The following is a 20,031-nucleotide window of genomic DNA, read 5'->3' as shown; positions in this document are numbered from 1 at the left end:
TTTTGGTCTTTTTTATTAAAATTTACTAAGAGCAAAATTTTCAATATTGCAAGAGGTGTAAAATGAAATTAATTAAAGTGGAAGCTCACGGATTCAAATCATTTGCTGAACCTATAACTTTGCATTTTAATGGTGGGGTTGCAGGTATTGTTGGGCCTAATGGTTCAGGAAAGTCAAATATCAATGATGCCATTAAATGAGTTCTAGGTGAAAGAAGCGCCAAAGAGCTTCGGGGCGATAATATGGATGATGTAATTTTCGCCGGATCTAAGACTGCAAAGCCAATGGATAAGGCTATGGTTACACTTACTTTTGATAATAAAGATGGCCAAAGCAGTATTAATCATGAAACTATTACAATTTCACGTGTTCTAGAAAGAGGTTCAGGCATTAACCAGTATTATCTTAATGGCGAGGTTTGCAGGCAAAAAGATATTAAAGAAATTGCAATGGAAAGTGGAATTGGTAAAAGTAGTTTAGCTATCATTTCACAAGGTACTGTTAGTGACATTGCTGAAGCATCTGCCGAGGAAAGAAAAGGAATTTTTGAAGAAGCAGCAGGGGTTTCTAAGTATAAATTTAGAAAAAAAGAAGCCTTATCAAAGCTAGCTAAAACTCAAGAAGGGCTTGACCAAATTGCCCTAGTTATAGCCGAAATCGAAAGAAAGCTTAATCCATTAAGAAAACAAGCAGAAAAAGCAAAAATATTTATTGCAAAAACTGAAGAATTAAGATCTGTTGAAGTTGGATTATTAGTAGATAATATAAAAAGATTTGGCTCAAGATATGAAGAGCTTTCTGTTGAATTAGAAGGTGTTCAAGAAACTAAGAATGACTTAAATGACAGAATAAAAAATTTAGAGGCTAAAATTAGTCAAAACATTGAGTTCAAAACCAATCTTGAAGCTGCACAAAAAGAAATTTCTATTGAATTAGAAGCTGTCAAAGACAGACTTAATAATCTCTCAATAGCTATTGCTAGAGAAAATGAACGTGAGAGATTAATTGTTGAAGGCGAATTAAAAGTTAATACAACTGAACAAATCAGTGCTTATAAAACATTAATTGAAAAATCAGCACAAAGAGTTGCTTACTATAATAGAGAATATGATTTAATTAATAAAAGAATTTCTGATAATGGCGAAATTTTAGACAATCATGACAAAGAGATTAACCTTATATCTGTCAGATTAAATAAAAAAGAAAATGATATTTTCAAAATACAAACTCACCTAAACTTGCTTAAACAACAAAAAGAAGGCAACACGCTTTTATATAAAGGTACAAAAACCATTTTAGAAAACAAGGCTATTTTTGGTAAAGGTTTAAAAGGAACTGTTGCTGATTTAATTAAAGTCAACAAAGAATATTCACGGGCAATTGAAGCTGTTTTAGCAAATGCTTTACAACACTTAGTAGTTGATAAGCCCGAAGTTGCTGTTAAAGCAGTTGAGTTTTTAAAGCAAAATAATGGCGGAAGAGCAACTTTTATTCCTCTTGCATCTATTCAACCTAAAAGTGTTAGAGATGATCATCTTTTAGCTATTCAAGGTCAGCCTGGTTTTATTGCTGTAGCTTCTGAATTAGTAGAAGTTGAGCCAATTTATCTTATTCTTTCACAATTTTTATTAGGCAATGTTATAGTTACTGAAACAATTCATCATGCTAATCATATTTCAAAAATTTTAGACAATAGATACATGATTGTTACATTAGATGGCGACATAATTCGTGCTGGTGGTGTAATAGTTGGTGGCGCTAAGTCTAATACTGAAACATTATTAACTATTGACTTAAAAATAAATGAATTAGAATCGCTTATTCCTGGTATACAGATTGCTATAACTGATGATAGATCTAAGCATAATGAAATTAGCAATGAAAGAAGAAATTGTTTAGAGTTAGAAAGCCAGCTAAAAAATCAATTAGCAAATATTATTACACAAAAAAGTGCTGAGCAAAAAATACTCGATGAGCTGAATTTAAAACTCAAAAACATTAGCAACAAAGAACTAGAAATAAAAGCCGAAAGCATCAGCATTCACAGTTCTGAAGCTGATTTAGAGGTCTTATCATCTAGAAAAAGTGCACTTGAAGCTGATTTTAGAGCTAAAAACGAAAGAATTAATGCTTTAGGGCAAGAAATTAATTCAGGCCAAGTGTTAAAAAGCGACTTTGAATCTACTCTAAGAAAACTGTTAGAATCATTTTCAGAAAAGCTTTCTGAAAAAGAAAAATCTAAAGTATTTCTTGAACAATCACGTGAAAGATTAGCATCACAATATAAGTTAACATTAGAATCAGCTGAAGCACAAGGATATAAACTGGAAATGTCTTATGACCAAGCAACTGAAATTGTTAGAGAAATAAGAGAAGAAATTAACAAGCTTGGTAATGTTAACCTTGAAGCGCTAGAACAATTAGTTGAAGAAGAAGAAAGATACAATAAGTTTGTAAAAAGTGAAGAGGAATTAACACAAGCAAAACAAGTTTTAGAATCAGCTATTGCACAAATGGATAAGATTATCATCACAAGATTAACTAATATTGTTCATGATGTTAATGCTGAATTTAATGATGTTTTTGCCACAATGTTTGGTGGCGGTAGTGCTCGATTATTCTTCTCTGATCCTAAAAATATTTTAGAATCTGGAGTTGAAATTGAGGCAATGCCACCAGGAAAAAGTATTAAAAATCTTAAGCTATTTTCTGGTGGCGAAAAGTCACTGATTGCCATATCTCTATTATTCGGAATACTTAAAGCACGTCCACTTCCATTATGTATTTTAGATGAAGTTGAAGCTGCTTTGGACGAATCAAATGTTGTAAGGTATGCAGAATATTTACAAAAACTAAAAAATAAGACTCAATTTTTAGTAATTACTCACAGACATGGAACAATGTCTAGAGTTGATGCTTTATTTGGTGCAACAATGCAAAATAGAGGCGTAACAACTTTCTTTAGTTTAGAGTTAGCAGAAGCTAAAAAATTAGTTGACGATGTTCAAGAAGATTACATTTCTGCAAGAGCAGCTAAAGCACAAAGTTAAGTAATTAAAAAAAACTTACAAGGCTATAAAACAGTCTTGTAAGTTTTTTTACTCTTCAACATATTTAGTATTAAATGCGCCTTTAACTTGCTCAACCGGCCTGATTGAAATCCATGCTTTTGGATCAATAACTTTAATGTCAGAGATAATGTTTTTGCTCTCTAGTGTCAATAAAGTTGTTTCAATAAAGTATGTCTCTTCTTGTGAGTAGCCGCTAATTCCTTTAAAAATCGTATATGCATGTCAGTATTTAATGTGTTTAAAGTAATTTAAGACAGCATCAGGACACTTAGTTGCAATAGAAAGGGTAACTTTTTTGTATTTTGGATACATTAAACCTAACACAATGTTGTTAAAAATAATGTATAAAATGGTTGAAAATTCTCTTAGTCCAAAAATTGTTCTATGTGACACATATTGTTTAATTGAATTAATTGCAAAACCATCTTTTAATGTAATTATTATTGAATTAGGTTGCTCTAAAACATTTTTAACACTGCTGCTTGATGATATAACACCTAGATCAACAGCCTCTTTATGTTTAGCAGCAATACCAAAAACAAGTAAGAAGAATGAAGTGGCAATAATATTTACAGTAAACATCATTCCAGCAACGCTTTTTTGTTTTTTAGTTGAGAAATAATAAGCAATAATGTCAGTTCCACCAGTTGAACCACCATTTTTTCAAGCAATAGCAATTGATGTTCCTGCACATATTGAGCCAAGAAAACCATTTATAATTATTGGCCAACTGCTTGCATTTTCATATGTTCCTATAGCATTGCCTGCACTATCCCGAAATTCAACTAGCTTATGCCAGCCAGGCGCAATATTAATGTAGTTATGTATAAAATCATGAACTTGTGGAATTGAAGTAAATATTGCGTTAGTAATTAATTGTGAAATCATGAACACAGCTGTTAATATGGTGAAACTTCGCTTTACTTTAAAACCAAATCCAATTAAAAGAGGAAGGTTAATCAAAATAAACATTAAGGCAAAGTATTTATCTCAGTCACGGTAACCCTTATCTTTAGCAATAAGCACTGCTAACATTGGAAATCCAGATAAACCACTAGGAAGTGTATCACCTCTGTTTAAAAATGCAATAACACCAAAGTTAAAAATTAAAGCAGCGATGAAGAGAAAAAACACTCTTTTGGCATATAAAATAGCAGTTCTTTTTCTCACATTCTTTTTTCTTTTATTCGCACTATCAGAATAATATGAGTAATTGGCCATTCTCAAATTAGCCATTAAATCATCGCCAAAATATTTTCTTAAGTCAATATCCTCTTTATCTAATTCAATTAATTTTAGATTGTTAACATTTTCGCTATGTAATTTTCTTAGTAATTTTTTTCTTTTAAGTATCTTCAAATTAGTCACAGGGCTACTCATAGTATGAAAAATTATAAAAAATATTTTAAAAAATTGAATTACAATTATTAAATTATTAGCATCATTTTTTACCATTTTTACAAGGAGAATAGAATGAAGAAAAAGATTTTTTCATATGATTTAGATGGAACTCTGTTAATGAGCAACAATAAAGTTCATCCCGTAACTAAAAAAGCATTTCATGATGTGCATAAAAAAGGCGGAATAAATATTTTAAACACCGGAAGAGGGCTTTTAAAAGTACTTCCCTTATTAAATGAATTTGACGGAATAGACTATTTTATATGCTCAAACGGCGCATTAATATATGATGTAAAAAATAAAAATCATATTGTTGTAGGCAGATTAGAATCTGATGTTTTTGAAAAAATGTTTGATTATGCTTACAAAAACAACTTAATAATTTCTCTTGATACAGCAGATTTTACTGCTACATATGTAAATAAAGATGCTGATGGCAATTTTCCTGAATGAATTATGAAGCAAGATATTATGGATTTTGCGCACATTAAGTTTTCAGATTATGAATCAATGTCAAAAGTGGCAAATGATTCAGATTCAATAATTACTCAAGTGGCAATAAGAAATCCAAATGATATAGCTGCCAAAACAACCCAATACTTTAGCAATCTATATAAAGATAAGTATTCAGTATATCTAACTAACAGAATATACACAGATGTTAATCCTTTAGGAATTTCAAAGTGAAATGGACTTAAAGAATTTATGAAAATATATAAATTACAGGATTGCACAATTTATGCTTTTGGTGATTCAAGCAATGACGTAGAAATATTACAAAATGCTCATTTTGGGTTTGCAATGGAAAATGCAACAGAGGATGCTAAAGCAGTAGCTACTGAAACCATAGGGCACTATAATTCAGGTGCAATTGGTATAAAATTAGAGGAAATAATTAGAAGTAGTTAACTTCAGCCAAATGTGTTATTAAGTTTGCCCCTGATTTAATTAAGTAAGTATTACCATCATCATATGTTAAGCCTGGATAGCAGTAAACATTTTTGCCTAAATTTGCAAAACAATTAGCTAGGTTAATAAGCCCTGAATTGCGCTTGCTACTAAATATAATTAAATTATTAGCTAGAGCTGAAGCAACAACATTTCTTTCTTTAAAATACCTGAGCTTAGGGTGCAAATCTGGCGGTATAAAAGTGATGCACAAGTCTTTGTCTAAATCCACATTAGGGCAATTGTATGATATACCATTAGCCAATAAATAAATAACCCCTTGTTTATTATTGTTAAATACTTCAATAATATTTTGATCAATGTTTTTGAAATTATTAGTCAGTAAAACAGTGCTTTTGGCTAATTCATTACATGTTTGTGCAACATTATGCAAAACAAATTCATTGGCTACATCTCCTGTAGCACAGACTATATTTTTATTAAGCAGTTCAATATTCCCCTTGTAAAACAAAACAAAAGGGGAATATTTTAATTCTTTCAATCCTTGTGGATAATTACTATCAAAAATAGTAATAGTTTTAATACCACTTTGTTTTAATTTATTTATCTCTTCATCAACTTTATATTTATCAACCTTATATCCGTTTTTAAGCGCTTTATAAATTTCAAAGTTATTTCCTTTAAATAAAATTGAAAAGTAAATTAATAAATCATTCATTTCTTTCTCCTTTTTCTCTCTCCTACATTAAGATTTTTACTTTTGTGCAGAAAAATAAAAAAAGGAAAAAAATGGGAAAAATACTTGATTTTTCCCAGCTAGGTTTTTCAAAAGCCTAATTTTAGTCTCAAACACATCAAATAATCAAACAAGCCTTATTAATAGTTGTAAAATTTAAATGTAAGGTTTAAATTTTATATTCATAAGGAGATTCAAATGAAAGAAATTCCAGCAAAAATGAAAGCTTTTGTTGTGACTGAACCTAAAAAGTGAAGTGTTAAGGAAGTGGATGTACCTAAGCCTAAATACAAAGAAGTTTTAATTGAAATGGAAACTTCAGGCATTTGTCATACTGACTTACATGCTGCTAATTATGATTGATTAGTGGAACCTAAATATCCATTAATACCAGGGCATGAAGGAATTGGAAAAGTTGTTGCATTAGGGGAAGGATGCACACGCTTGAAAATTGGCGACAGAGTTGCTTTAGCATGATTACATGATGCTTGTGGTTACTGTGAATATTGTTTAACAGGTAGAGAAACACTTTGTCCAAACCAAAATATGTCAGCTTATACTAAAGACGGTTCATATGCTGAATATGCTATTGGTCATGAAGATTATGTTGGACTAGTGCCTGAAAAATTAGACATTGTTACAGGCGCACCAGTTGTTTGTGCTGGTGTAACGACATACAAGTCATTAAAACAAACTAAAGCTAAAGCCGGCAACTTTGTAGCTGTTATTGGTGTTGGTGGCTTAGGACAAATGGCTATTCAATATGCTAAAGCTATGGGGCTAAGACCTATTGGAGTTGATTTATCTGATGAAAAATGCGAATTAGCCCTTAAATCAGGTGCTGAATATGCATTTAACTCTGCTAAAGATCCTAAATTTATTGAAAAAATTATTGAAGTTACTGGCGGCGGTGTTCATGCTGTTGTTAACACTTCAGTTCATCCTAGTGCTGCTGAACAAGGTATGGATATGCTTCGTCGTGGCGGCCGCCAAGTATTAGTTGGCTTGCCAGCTAAAGATAAACATGGCAAAGATGACTTTAAGGTTTCAATTTTCTGATCAGTATTATTAGAACGTGAATTAGCAGGCTCAATTGTTGGCACTAGACAAGATTTAGCTGAAGCATTAGAATATGCTGCTGAAGGAAAAGTTAAGTCAGAAGTTACTAAGGTAGTCAAACTAGAAGAAGTTTCTGACATTTTTGACAAACTTCAAAAAGGTGAGTTCTTAGGAAGAGCTGTTATTGATTTTAGAAAATAATTAATTTAATTAAAAAAACATCCTGGTTTTTAATCAATCAGGATGTTTTTTTATATGCTTATCTTAATTTTCATTAAGCACTATAAAACAGAGCTTTAGGTATTTATTTGTATTTAAATTGTGCTTTTATAAATCGCTTAGTTTTTAGCAAATTGAATTTTTATAAAATGTGTTTAGAATGCTTGATGAAGTGCATGAGGAAACAATTACACATTTTTGCGTCTCTCTCTCTCTCTCTCTCTCTCTGGTTTATTATTACTTGCCTGTATAATTCGTTTTCAAATCTCGAACATTAATCAAAGAAAGTAAAAAAATAATTTATGAAGAAATCAAAATTTTTAATTTTAGGCTCAGTTGCTTCACTTAGTGCAATTTTGTTTGTAGCTGCTAAGTGTGGTGCTGGCGCAAAGTCTGAAGAAATGAATAAAAGCAAGTTAGAAAAAGACAAAATATCTAGCGAATTAACAAATAATGATGATAAAAACACCAATGCTGAGAGTAATGAAGAAAAAAATAATACAGATACCCCTAATAATGATTCAAGCACAGAATCAATAAACAATGAAAATAATGAATCTTCAATGACAAATAATAATGCAGAATCTAATAATGGAGTTCAAGGCGATGAACCAAGAGCTGAAACTGAAGTAGCTCCTAAAGCTCCTGAAAGTCCTGATTCTTCTTCAAATAATAGTGGTGGAAACTATTCAGCTAATAATCATACAAATGGCATGAGTAGTGATGCACCAGCATCTAATCCTGAAGCTAAAGCAAAACTAAAAAAAGAATTAGAAGATGTAGAAAAAGTTAAGAAAATTGTTGATGAACACAAAGATGCTTTTGCTGCATTCCATACACAAGGTGATTTTTTAGACCAAATTGCAGTTTATGCTAATGATGAAGGAATTAGCAATCTTAAACTTCAAAAGGAAAGTGAAAAAGATACCAAACTAGTTGTAGATAAAGATGGATCAGGCAAAAAGAATAAAATCTCATTAAAATTAGGCTCTCAAGATTTTGAAGTAGAGCTTGGAAAAGTCTTAGAAAACGCAGTTGTAACAAAATATTATGTTAAAGATGAGCCTTCAAAATTATTAGATAATTTTTCACAAAATGGAAACAATAATATTGATGCTAACTGAGGTTATACTATGAGAGACAAACTAGTTGTTATAACTCAATTAGGATATTACAAAGATTCAAATAAACTTATTAAACTAACAGGAATAGGAAAGAAAACAATTAAGGTTCCAAAAAATCTACCATTAATAGTTAATTCATTAAGTTACTCATTTTATAACCTTCAATCAGAAAATATAGAAAATATTGATGAATGAGATGTAAAAAATATAACTAAGGCAGAAGGAGCATTTCAAGATGCCAAAAGTTTTTCTCAAGATTTAAGTAAATGAAAATTTAAAAAAGATGCAAGCAAGAATTCTATTTTTAAAGGCGCATCTAAAATGGGCAAGCATTTAGACAACATTGCAAAATCATGGGGAGTTGACAAAAGCATTCTTACAAAATAGCACTAACTAAGTAAGCAAAAGCATATCTAGTCTTATGCATGGGGATATGTTGCTTGATTGAATATTAAAGTGCAACATTAATTGAGATAAAGTTTAATCGTAGAGCACTTGAATTTTTAAATAATAAAGTTCCACTATAAAAGTTAATCAGCATAAAGGTACATAAAATGTCTCATTTTGAACAATGAAGGCATTTTTTATTTTTTGATAAATCTCAAAAAACATTATTAAGCATCACCATAAAAAAATAAATTCATTTGTTTTTAATTAAAAAATCAGCTAAATCATAGTTATGAATGCCATATATTTAGGATAATTAGAAAAGGACAATACTAGTTTATATAAAACATGTTTAAGACCCAAAAATACTATTATAAAGTTGAACTAATTTATAGATAAAGAACGAAAAAACACAAGATATTAAAATATATCCATAATTTTGCAAGATTGCTAGATATATAGAATTACACTAAAACTTTTTTAATGATTATAAGTCTTAAAGTAGAAAAATATAGGTCTAAAAAAATAATAGAAACAAATGAAACAATAGAATTAAATTCAAAACAAATTCGTACAAAAGAAATGATTGAAGATAATATTTAACCTAAAATTTATGATGTTGAGAATAAAACTCATAATGAAGCAAAATTTTTAAAGATCTTTATAACAAGGTTTTACATAAAAAACAAAATAATATAATAAATAAAGGTTTGATATCAGCACCTGAATTTATTCATATTAAATAGTTTTATTTCTGACCTTTGACCTATATAAGCATTTTTAGATTGCATAATCTATATAATAATAAAGAAATAGAAAAAAAATTAAACTATAGATAGCAGATTTATTATAACTAGATTAAAAATGAGGAAGTCACGCATGAAAATTAATATATTTAAAACAGTTGAAAAGCTTTTAAAAACTAATGAAAGATACGTATCAGGTGATAATAAACTGCTAAAAGCAATTGTTTATCAAGATGCTATTAGAATGGATGAACAACTACTAGATATTTTGTTATCTAATGATTTAATAAAAGAAACATTTTTTAAAAATGTTAAGAATACTTTAATCTTTGACAAGCACAAATTTACTAGATTTGTTGAATCTAAAGAGTTTTTAGAAGATTCTTACACAAGTTATATTAATAAAATCGGCTTAACTTCCAATGGTGAATTTATTTCAAATTCTAATGATGTAGTTTTAGATTTTCCTTTTAAAGATTGCTACTTGCAAGGCGGTCAAGATAAGAATGATCAAAAAAGAAAAGAAATTTTTTACAATGAACTAATTGCAAGTGATGAAGTTAGACAAATGTTAGCTCCAAAAGTTCTAGGTAATGCTAAAAGATACACTAAAACTGGTGTTGAAGAAGTTAACCAATTTGATGAAAATGATAACTTAATTATTAAAGGTAATAATTTAATTGCTTTAGCTAGTTTATTAAAAAGATATGAAGGAAAAGTTAAGTGTATTTATATAGATCCACCTTATAATACAGGAAATGACTCATTTAATTATAATGATAAGTTTAATCATTCATCATGATTAGTATTTATGAAAAATAGGTTGGAATTAGCCAAAATGTTATTAAGAGATGATGGCTTGATTTTTGTTCAATGTGATGATAATGAACAAGCGTATTTAAAAGTTTTAATGGATGAAATATTTTCAAGAGAAAACCACTATGGAACATTAATACAGTTGAAAAAAAACACACAAAACGATAGTAAAACAGTTCAAAGAAATCATGAATATATACATATTTATACAAAAAATTCACAACCATTATTATTAAAATATGAAAACACAATATCAAAAACAGTTTATAAACAACAAAACGGCAAAATGTTTTATTATGGTAGGGATACTGGTGCTTCATCTGGTCATGATAAACTAATTGAAAGAAAAAATTTAGGTTACACAATATATTATTTTGAGGGTATAAAAAGTAATTTAGAAAAACATATTCAAAAATTAAATTCTATTCAAAATAGTGAGTATTTAGAATTTAAAATTATTGAAAATGGTGAAATGTTTTCACATGCAATTGCTATTATGGATTATGATGTTTCTAAGGTTCAAAACACTTCTACAATTGATGAAATCTACAAAAGCGATGAATCATTAATAGAAATCGGGTATATACCTATAAGACCTCCATTAAGAATAGGGAACAAATTAGGATGTTGAACATGAAACATTGCAAATTTTAAAGACCTATGAAATAATGATGAAGTTATAATAAAAAACAATAAAAATGTAATTAAAAAAGAATTTGTCGATAAAGATAATGTTATTGAAATTGGTGATCGGTTATTATTTACTAAAACAAATATATTACCAATACAAAGTATATTAATGGAAAATACTATTATTAATACACCTAACTCACAAGGGACATCACATTTGAATGCTTTATTTAATGAAAAAAAATTTAATAATCCAAAGTCTGAATTTTTGCTATATAAAATAATTGAAATCTCAACAAAACCAAATGATATTGTATTAGACTTCTTCTTAGGTTCAGGAACAACTGCTGCTGTTGCTCATAAAATGAATAGAAGATATATTGGAATTGAACAAATGGATTATATTCAAGATATATCTGTTGAAAGATTAAAAAAAGTAATTGATGGTGAGCAAGGTGGAATTTCTAAATCTGTTAATTGACAAGGTGGCGGAAGTTTTGTTTATTGTGAATTATTAGAAAATGCACAACAATTAATTAACAATATTCAAAAATCTGATGAAACTAGCATCATAGAAATTAAAAATAAAGTATTTAAGGATGAAAGAATAATTCCTTATTTAACAGCAAGTGAACTAGAACAAACTCAAAAAGAATTTGGTAATTTATCATTAGAAGATAAGAAAAAGGTTTTAATCAAAATAATTGATAAAAATAAACTGTATATAAACTATTCAGAAATAGATGATGAGAATTACAATATGAATCAAAATGATAAAGATTTTTCAGACTCATTTTATAAAGGAGAATAATTATGGAAGATATTTTCTTATATCAAAAATTGAATTCTCAAAAAGAAGTTATAACATTTAAAAAAGAACTGCCAGAAGTAATCTCTAAAAATTTATCATCTAATATTTTGTTAAGAGATTATCAAAAAGATGCTTTTGATAATTTTATTATCAATTATGAAAAAAACTCTAAAACAAAGCAAATCCATAATCTATTTCATATGGCTACAGGTAGTGGAAAAACTGTGATAATGGCTGGATTAATGTTATATTTATACACTAAAGGGTATAAAAAATTTGTCTTTTTTGTTAACCAAACTAATGTTTTAGAAAAAACTATAGATAACTTTACTAATTCCTTATCAAGTAAATATCTTTTTAATAAAGACCTAGAATATAATGGAAATAGAATAAGAATTAAAAAAGTAAATAATTTTAGTAATTCTATTTACAATGATGATATCCAGGTAGTATTTACAACAACTCAAAAACTACATTTAGATCAAATTGACAGAAAAGAAAATTCTTTAACCTTTGATGATTTTGAAGATAAGATTGTATTTATTTCTGATGAATCTCATCATATTAATTCATCAACTAAGAATAAAAATAAACAAGAAATTGAAGAAAACCAAACTTGAGAAACTTCAGTTATGAATGCTTTTAATTCTAATAAAGATAGTATTTTATTAGAATTTACTGCCACTTGTGATTTAAAAGATAAAAATGTTTTAGCTAAATACAAAGACAAAATCGTTTTTAACTACCCACTAATTGATTTTAGACAAAGCGGTTATACTAAAGATTTTAAAAACTTTGCCTCAAATACTGATCTTTTTACAAGAGCACTTATAGCTTTAGTTATAAGTGAATACAGAAAATATTTATTTGCTGATCTTAGATTAAACATTAAGCCTGTTGTTTTATTTAAATCTCAAAAAATAGTTGAATCAATTGCTTTTTATGATGAATTCTTTAAAAAACTAAAGGAATTAAATTCTGTTCAAATTAAAAAATTAGAAATTCTGAATTTAGATATTTTAAACACAGCAATTAAATATTTTGAAAATAAAGATGGTAATTTAGATTTATTAGAACAATCAATTAAAAATTCCTTTACAAAAGATAATTCAATTATTATGAATGGAACAACTGATAATACTAAAGAAAAACAATTATTAGTTAACTCACTTGAAGATAAATCCAATCCGATTAGATTGTTATTTACAGTAGATATGTTAAATGAAGGCTGAGATGTTTTAAACTTATTTGATATTGTAAGGCTCTACGATACAAGACAAGGCGGAAAGACTAAAGTCTCAAGTTATACAATTAAAGAAGCACAATTAATTGGGCGTGGAGCTAGATATTGTCCTTTTGTAATAGACGATGAAGAACTTAAATTTAAAAGAAAATTTGATTATGACATTGAAAATCAATATCGTATTTTAGAAACTATGTTATATCATAGCCAAAATGATTCTTTGTATATTCAAGAATTAAGAAAAGCTTTAATTGAAACTGGTTTACAAGATGATGAAATGATTGAATTAAAATACGAGCTAAAAGATTCATTTACAAACAGTAACTTTTATAAAAAAGGCTATGTTTTTTCTAATAAAAGAGTAATCAAATCAAGAAGCGGTGTCAAACAATTAGAATCAAGTCTCAGATATAAAACTTATTTTTACACTGCTTTAAATCAAAAAGCCAAGTTATATGATCTATTTAATGAAGAAAATGAAAGCAATAATGAATCTATTAAAAGCCAAATTACTAAGTTAAAATTTAAAGAAATTCCAATTAATGTTTTAACTGGAGCTAGTGATTGTTTTAGTGAATTATCATTTGATAAACTTAAAGAAAAATATCCTTTATTAAAAACTAAAAAAGAATTTTTAACTTCGGATGATTATTTAGGAAATTCAAGCATTCAAATTACTCATATTTCAAATAACTTGCTAACTAAAGATATATTTTATGCTTTAAAGCAAGCTTTAGCTCAAATTGCAAACCATATAGTTTCATTAAAACCGGAATACGAAGGCACTAAAGAATTCTATGAAAAGTTTTTAAGAAATGTTGTTAAAAACAAAACTATACATATTTCAAAAATTAGTTCAAATTCAGGTTATGGTGTATCTCAGAATAAATTAGAAGATCCTGAATATAAATTAGATTTAGAAAATGCAAATTGATATGCATTTAATGATAACTTTGGAACCACTGAAGAAAAAGCACTCCTAAAATATTTTAGTGACCATATTATTCCTATTTTAGAAGAAAAAAAATTAGAATATTTTGTTATTAGAAACGAACGATTTGCTGATCTTGCACTTTACACTTTTGATCATGGTGAAAGATTTGAACCTGACTTTTTATTATTTTTAAGAAAAAAACAGTCTCTATTAGTTGATGATTCTAAAACTACTTATCAAGCTTATGTAGAACCTAAAGGTGAATTTTTAAAAGATGTTGATTCTTGAAAAGAAAAATTTTTAAAACAAATTAAAGAAGGATCAAAAATTGAAAAAAGCCAAATACGAGGTGAATATAAACTAATAGGCTTCCCTTTCTTTAGCAAAATGGCTGAAGATAAAGAACAATTTGAAAACCAAATTAATTTGATACTTAAAGAACTATAAACAGCACAAAAAAAGATATCTGCTCTTAAGTAGACGCTTATTGAGTGGTTGTACACAGCACCAATTTAAATAAAATTTAATTGATTATCTTTTGAACTTTTATTCATAGAACATATCTAGCCACATGAGCAGATATGTTTTTTGTTAATTTTCTTTTGTAATTGCTGATTTCGCTCCTAATTTTTGGCTAAAATAAGCAAAAAACATCAATTTTCCACAAAAAAAGACACTAAATTTAATTTTTTTGCTTCATAAATTATTTTTTCTTGTAATATTCTCTTTTGAATCGATGACACTATACTTTTGCTATCTTAATTGAGGACTTATCAATTAATCAAGAATGGCAATTACTTTTGCTTACTTAAGTGTAAGTGATAATCAATGAAAGGAAAATTAAACACATGAAAAAGAAAATTAAAATTCTAACTAGCTTGTCACTTTCTCTAGTTTCACTACCAATAATTGCAGCTTCATGTAAAAAAAGAGCTGAAACTAAGAGTGATAATTCTGGTGCAATAACTGAAGAAAATACAAATCCAAAAAATGACACCCCCCCCTAAATAATAATGATAATATGGATAGCATGACTGATTCAACTAATACTCATTCTAATAGTGAGCAAGGTGATCAACCAGATAATTCGGAAAATAATGGCGGCACATACGCTATGCCGCATACAATAGTAAATTCTGAAGAAGAAGCAAGAAAAAAACAAGAAGAAGAGGCTGCTAAAGCAAAAGAAGAAGCAGAAAGAAAAAAACAAGAAGAAAAAAGACAGCAAGAAGAAGCTGCTAGAAAACAAAAAGAAGCACAAGAAGCAAAAGACAAAAAAGATGTTGAAACTGTTAGGAACATTGTTAAAGAACATCAAGATGCCTTTGGTTCATTTCACACTCAGGGTGAATTTCTTGAACAAATAAATGTATTTGCAAGAGAAAAGAAAATAGATGGATTAACTCTTCAAGACTCATCAGATAGTACTAAAACACTAGATGTTGATACTAAAGGTGGAAAGAACAATATTAAATTAAGATTAAGATCGCAAAATTTTGAAGTTAGATTAGGCAAAGTGTTAGAAGATGGTGTTCTTACTAAATATTACTATGAAGGAGATTCCACAAAGATATTTGAAAATTTAAAATCTGATAATGTGGATCGTGACTGAAGTTCTGTTAATAGACAAGGAAAAAACATTGTCATAACTCAATTAGGCTATTATAAAGATGACAAAAATAATATAAAGGCAACAGGATTACCACATCGCACAACAAAAGTTCCTGAACACTTGCCATTAAAAATTACTTCACTATACTTAACATTCCATAATCTTAAATCAGAAAAAATTGATAATCTCGAAAAATGAAACATCAAGAATCTAAAAACAACAAGTGAAGCATTCTATGATGTTGAAAAATTTAATCAAGATTTAAGTAGTTGAACAGTTACTAATCCAAATATTGTTAAAAGCATTTTTAAAAAAGCGAAAATTTCAAGAGAATTTATAAAAAACCTTGCAAAGTCTTGAAAAACAACTGAAGATCATCTATCAAAATAATCCCTTATTATTTTTCATATAAATAATTAAAAATGCAGCCATTGTGCTGCATTTTTTTACTTTCTTTTTAAAATTTAACTATTTAACTTAACGGTTTGCACTTATCTTTAACTAATTTTTTGGTATTTCATAAATGACATTTTTATTTTATTTTACCCTTCTCAATCATGAACCAAACTTTCAAAAAAGCATTTTGTTTGCCTATTCATACACAATAACTTCACCAGCTTCCTCAATTACTTTTCATATTCTGAATAAATATTCATTTATGGCAAGACGCCATAGTATTAATTTATTAAATTAATACTAAAAGTTAAAAAAACTATATACTTGTCCATTATGAAAAAGATTAATAAATTTTTAACAATTTTTGGAGCAATAGCACCTATTAGTGCTTTACCTTTTATTGCTGCAAAATGTGATACTTCAGATTCATCATCAACTATTAATAAAGAAGATGACAAAAACAACAAAAATGACAATAAAAATAATCCAGAAGTAAATATTAGTACTAATACAGACACTGGTAATAAAGATGGCGGACAAGGCAACAATTCAACCCCATCAGAAAATAGTCAAGCAACTCCAGGAAGCAGTGAAGAATCAAACAACAATGAAACTGCTCCAAATAGTGAAAATGGAAACTCTAATGAAAGCGGGGGGGGCAATAGTCCTATAGAAGAAATGGCTCTAATGACTGATGAAACTGCCCCTTCTGGAATGCCAACAGAACATGAGACACCTAATGCTCCTGAAACAAGCGAGAGTTCTAGAACACATGAAAGCAATCAACCATCAGGCCATGAAGGCAATAGCACTCCAGGAAGCGGAACAGAAGGAACTACACCCGGAAACGGGGAGGGTGCTAATAGAGACGATCAACCTATGTCAGATGATCCAAGTTCTTCTAGTAGCTCTAATAGTGATGCAACCACTGTAAAATCTAAGGCAGAAAAAGAGCTAGAACTCCTATACCAATTTTTTGAAGGATATGGGCAAATAGATGAGTATTTAAAAGACAAAAGTAAGTTAGAAAAATTGAAGAGTGAATTTGATTCTAAATCCAATGAAACTATTGATAAATTTGATCATGATACTGAGGAATTTTTAAAGAAATTTGGTTTTCAAGAACAAGATATAACCGATCTTGCTGATATATTCGACCATGTTACAAGCTTAACTTTTTCTAATCCTGATGAAACAGCTAGCAAAAACTTCACCGACTTATTTAAAAAAGTAAAAGGTAAATTAACAGAAGCATATAACAAGTACACAAAAAAAGAAAAATAGTTTTATATTTTAATATATGTATTTCTTAGTTTTGATACTTTTAAGCTGAAATTAAATATATAGCGATAATTTGGATTTTATTATTTTTGCATCACTTTTTACAATATTGTCTAATTATATAGACAAAATAATTAGATATCTAAAAAAGTGAAAAAAATGATAAGTAAAATTAACCAAAAGCCCTGTTTTATAAGCAAATAAAAGCAGAAACCCACTATTCTGCTTTTATTTTTTATCTCTTCCCTTCTATATAAAAAAACAGGCTATTTTTTTCCACATTTTAAAGTTCAGCAATATAACTTAATATCATTTATTAATAATTAGTGATTATTAATAAAGGTTGTGTTAAAGATGAGCAAGATGAAAGCTTTTGTGGTTAAAGGTCCTAAAGAATATAGTGTTGAATTAATTGATATTCCAGAACCAGTTGATAATGAAGTTTTAGTTAAATTAGAAACTAGTGGTGTGTGTCATACTGATTTGCATATTGCAAATTTTGATTGACCTAGACAACCAAATTATCCAATGGTGCCAGGGCATGAAGGAATAGGAATTGTTACTAAAGTTGGCCCAAAATGCAGCAAAATAAAAGTTGGCGACAGAGTGGGTGTTGGTTATATGTTTAGTGCCTGTGGGCAATGTGAATATTGTATAAGTGGCAAAGAAATTTTATGTACTTCTAGAGTTGTAACTTCTTTAGTTAAACCAGGAACTTTTGCTGAATATACAATTGGACATGAAGATTATGTTTTGCCTATACCAAGTAATTTAGATATTGTTGCTGGAGCTCCTATATTATGTGGAGGAGTAACTAGTTATAAAGCACTTAAGCAAGCTGAGTTAAAAGTTGGTGATTATGTTGCTATTATTGGAATTGGCGGACTAGGTCATTTTGCAATAGCATATGCTAAAGCTATGGGTCTAAATATTATTGCTATAGATATTGACAATAAGAAATTAGAATCAGCTAAAAATGAAGGTGCACATTACATTTTTAATGCTAATGATTTATCATTAGTTCAAGAAATTAAAGAAATTACTAATGGTGGTGTGCATGCAGTAATAAATACTTCAGTTTCTGCTACTTCAGCAAGTTTAGCAATGTATATTTTGCGTAGAGCAGGCAAGCAAGTATTAGTTGGCGTTCCACCAAAAGATGAAAATGGCAAAATTGAGTTTCCTTTATCAATTTTAGCCACAATTTCAGGCGAAAATCATGTCCTTGGTTCAGTTGTTGGCACAAGACAAGACACTAAAGAAGCATTAATTTTAGGTACAAAGGGTATATTATCTAAAGTTGGACAAGTAATTAGTCTAGACGAAGTAAAAAATGTATTTGAAAAGCTATCTAAGGGCGAGTTAATCGGCAGAGCTGTAATAGACTTTAGAGAATAAATTAATTTTTTTAATCAAAAAACATCCTGATTAATTAAAAACCAGGATGTTTTTATATGTGCTTTTATTTTCCTTTAAGTCTTATAAAACAGAGTTTTTAGGCATCTGTTGCTTTTTGATTTTGCTTTTATTGGTGGGTTAATTTATGACAAGCTTAATTTTTATACAATATGTTAAATAATACTAATTCAGTAAGTATGGAAATAATTACATATTTTTCCGACTCTCTCTCTCTCTCTCTCTGGTTATTATTTCTTGCTTATATAATTCGTTTTCTATAACGAACATTAATCAAAGAAAGCATATTAATAATATTATGAAAAAATCAAAATTTTTAATTTTAGGCTCAGTAGCGTCACTTAGTGCAATTCCATTTGTAGCTGCTAAATGTGACACCACCGATTCATCGCCAACTATTAACAAAGAAGATGAGAAAAATAATAATGATGATACTAAAAATAATCCAGACATAAATATTAACACTAATATAGATTCTGGTAGCCTAGACAGTGGGCAAGGTGGCGGCTCAATCTCATCAGAAAATAGTCAAGCAACTCCAGGAAGCAGAGAGGAATCAAATCATGCTGAAACTACTCCAAATGATGCAAATACAGACTCTACCAATAGTGAAGAAATTATGAATGAAGAGGTAATGACTCCAATGAATGATGGGACTGAACCTTCTGAATCACCAGCGGAACCTGACACTCCTATTGCTCCTGAATCATTTGAAAGGACTGAAACAACTGAAAATAGCAATTCATCAAATCAAGGAGAAAATGCAACTTCAGGAAGCAGAACTGAGGAAACTATGTCCGAGAGTGGCAAAGGCACTGACAGAACTGAACAACCTATGGCAGATGCTCCAGATTCTTCAAACAATTCTAACGGCAGCACAGCAACAAGCCAGACAGAACCTGAAAAAAGACTTGAACTGTTATACAATTTTTTCAATAGTTTTGAAAAAATAGATGAAAAAATTAAAGATAAGCCTGCAATTACAGAATTAAATAACAAATTTCACTCAGTTTATACTGAAACAATAAAAAAGTTTGATAGCAAGGCTGATAAAGAATTGCTTAAAAAATTAGGCTATGATGATAATGATTTAAATAATTTATTTGATATTTTTGATGATATTTCTAATTTAACTTCTGCGCGTGAACTAGAAAAAGACAAGAAAAAATTCATTGAATTATTTGAAAAAGTTAAAACAAAATTAACTGGAGCTTATAAAAAATATAAACCAGCAAAATAA

At 28.8% G+C, this 20,031-nt stretch carries 13 protein-coding genes; 11 read left to right on the top strand and 2 right to left on the bottom strand.

Annotated elements, in window-relative coordinates; translation table 4 throughout:
* The first annotated feature begins 62 nt into the window (after window positions 1-62).
* A complete protein-coding gene (locus tag MAGB_RS00350) occupies window positions 63-3,050 on the top strand; it encodes an AAA family ATPase (protein WP_004023847.1) in 2,988 nt (995 codons plus the stop codon).
* 48 nt (window positions 3,051-3,098) lie between these two features.
* Here MAGB_RS00350 and MAGB_RS00345 read toward each other — a convergent pair whose 3' ends face one another.
* Window positions 3,099-4,439 (bottom strand): YitT family protein, encoded by a 1,341-nt coding sequence (locus MAGB_RS00345; protein WP_235750713.1) that lies wholly within the window; start codon window positions 4,437-4,439, stop codon window positions 3,099-3,101.
* A 105-nt stretch (window positions 4,440-4,544) separates the two neighbouring features.
* Between MAGB_RS00345 and MAGB_RS00340 the strand changes: the two genes are divergently transcribed.
* Entirely contained in the window at window positions 4,545-5,381 is an 837-nt protein-coding gene (locus MAGB_RS00340; protein ID WP_004023845.1) for an HAD-IIB family hydrolase, read from the top strand.
* On the opposite strand, the gene MAGB_RS00335 is transcribed toward MAGB_RS00340, so the two are convergent.
* Window positions 5,368-6,099 (bottom strand): DNA-processing protein DprA, encoded by a 732-nt coding sequence (locus tag MAGB_RS00335; RefSeq protein ID WP_004023844.1) that lies wholly within the window; start codon window positions 6,097-6,099, stop codon window positions 5,368-5,370. The two genes, MAGB_RS00340 and MAGB_RS00335, sit on opposite strands and share 14 nt — an antisense overlap.
* A gap of 237 nt (window positions 6,100-6,336) precedes the next feature.
* Between MAGB_RS00335 and MAGB_RS00330 the strand changes: the two genes are divergently transcribed.
* The 9 genes from MAGB_RS00330 (at window position 6,337) to MAGB_RS00295 (ending at window position 20,031) form a co-directional block, all read left to right on the top strand.
* Complete coding sequence (locus MAGB_RS00330) at window positions 6,337-7,377, top strand: zinc-dependent alcohol dehydrogenase (RefSeq protein ID WP_004023843.1); 1,041 nt, start codon at window positions 6,337-6,339, stop codon at window positions 7,375-7,377.
* A gap of 320 nt (window positions 7,378-7,697) precedes the next feature.
* Window positions 7,698-8,906, top strand: a complete 1,209-nt coding sequence (locus MAGB_RS00325) for a BspA family leucine-rich repeat surface protein (protein ID WP_004023841.1) — start codon at window positions 7,698-7,700, stop codon at window positions 8,904-8,906.
* 879 nt (window positions 8,907-9,785) lie between these two features.
* Window positions 9,786-11,909, top strand: a complete 2,124-nt coding sequence (locus tag MAGB_RS04390) for a DNA methyltransferase (protein WP_004023839.1) — start codon at window positions 9,786-9,788, stop codon at window positions 11,907-11,909.
* A 2-nt stretch (window positions 11,910-11,911) separates the two neighbouring features.
* Window positions 11,912-14,533 carry a DEAD/DEAH box helicase family protein gene (locus MAGB_RS00315; RefSeq protein WP_004023838.1) on the top strand — a complete coding sequence of 874 codons (2,622 nt, stop codon included), beginning with the start codon at window positions 11,912-11,914 and terminating at the stop codon, window positions 14,531-14,533.
* 401 nt (window positions 14,534-14,934) lie between these two features.
* Complete coding sequence (locus tag MAGB_RS04300; protein ID WP_157767237.1) at window positions 14,935-15,093, top strand: variable surface lipoprotein; 159 nt, start codon at window positions 14,935-14,937, stop codon at window positions 15,091-15,093.
* 14 nt (window positions 15,094-15,107) lie between these two features.
* Window positions 15,108-16,088: a BspA family leucine-rich repeat surface protein gene (locus MAGB_RS00310; RefSeq protein WP_004023837.1), complete on the top strand. Its 981-nt coding sequence runs from the start codon at window positions 15,108-15,110 to the stop codon at window positions 16,086-16,088.
* 339 nt (window positions 16,089-16,427) lie between these two features.
* Complete coding sequence (locus MAGB_RS00305; protein ID WP_004023836.1) at window positions 16,428-17,378, top strand: Mbov_0729 family lipopotein; 951 nt, start codon at window positions 16,428-16,430, stop codon at window positions 17,376-17,378.
* 360 nt (window positions 17,379-17,738) lie between these two features.
* A complete protein-coding gene (locus tag MAGB_RS00300) occupies window positions 17,739-18,773 on the top strand; it encodes a zinc-dependent alcohol dehydrogenase (protein WP_004023835.1) in 1,035 nt (344 codons plus the stop codon).
* Between the two features lie 316 nt (window positions 18,774-19,089).
* Window positions 19,090-20,031: an Mbov_0729 family lipopotein gene (locus tag MAGB_RS00295; protein ID WP_004023833.1), complete on the top strand. Its 942-nt coding sequence runs from the start codon at window positions 19,090-19,092 to the stop codon at window positions 20,029-20,031.

The organism is Mycoplasmopsis agalactiae 14628 (assembly GCF_000266865.1).
Taxonomy (GTDB): domain Bacteria; phylum Bacillota_I; class Bacilli_A; order Mycoplasmatales; family Metamycoplasmataceae; genus Mycoplasmopsis; species Mycoplasmopsis agalactiae_A.
The sequence above is the reverse complement of the archived record's forward strand: the minus strand, read 5'-3'. Positions and strand labels throughout refer to the sequence as shown.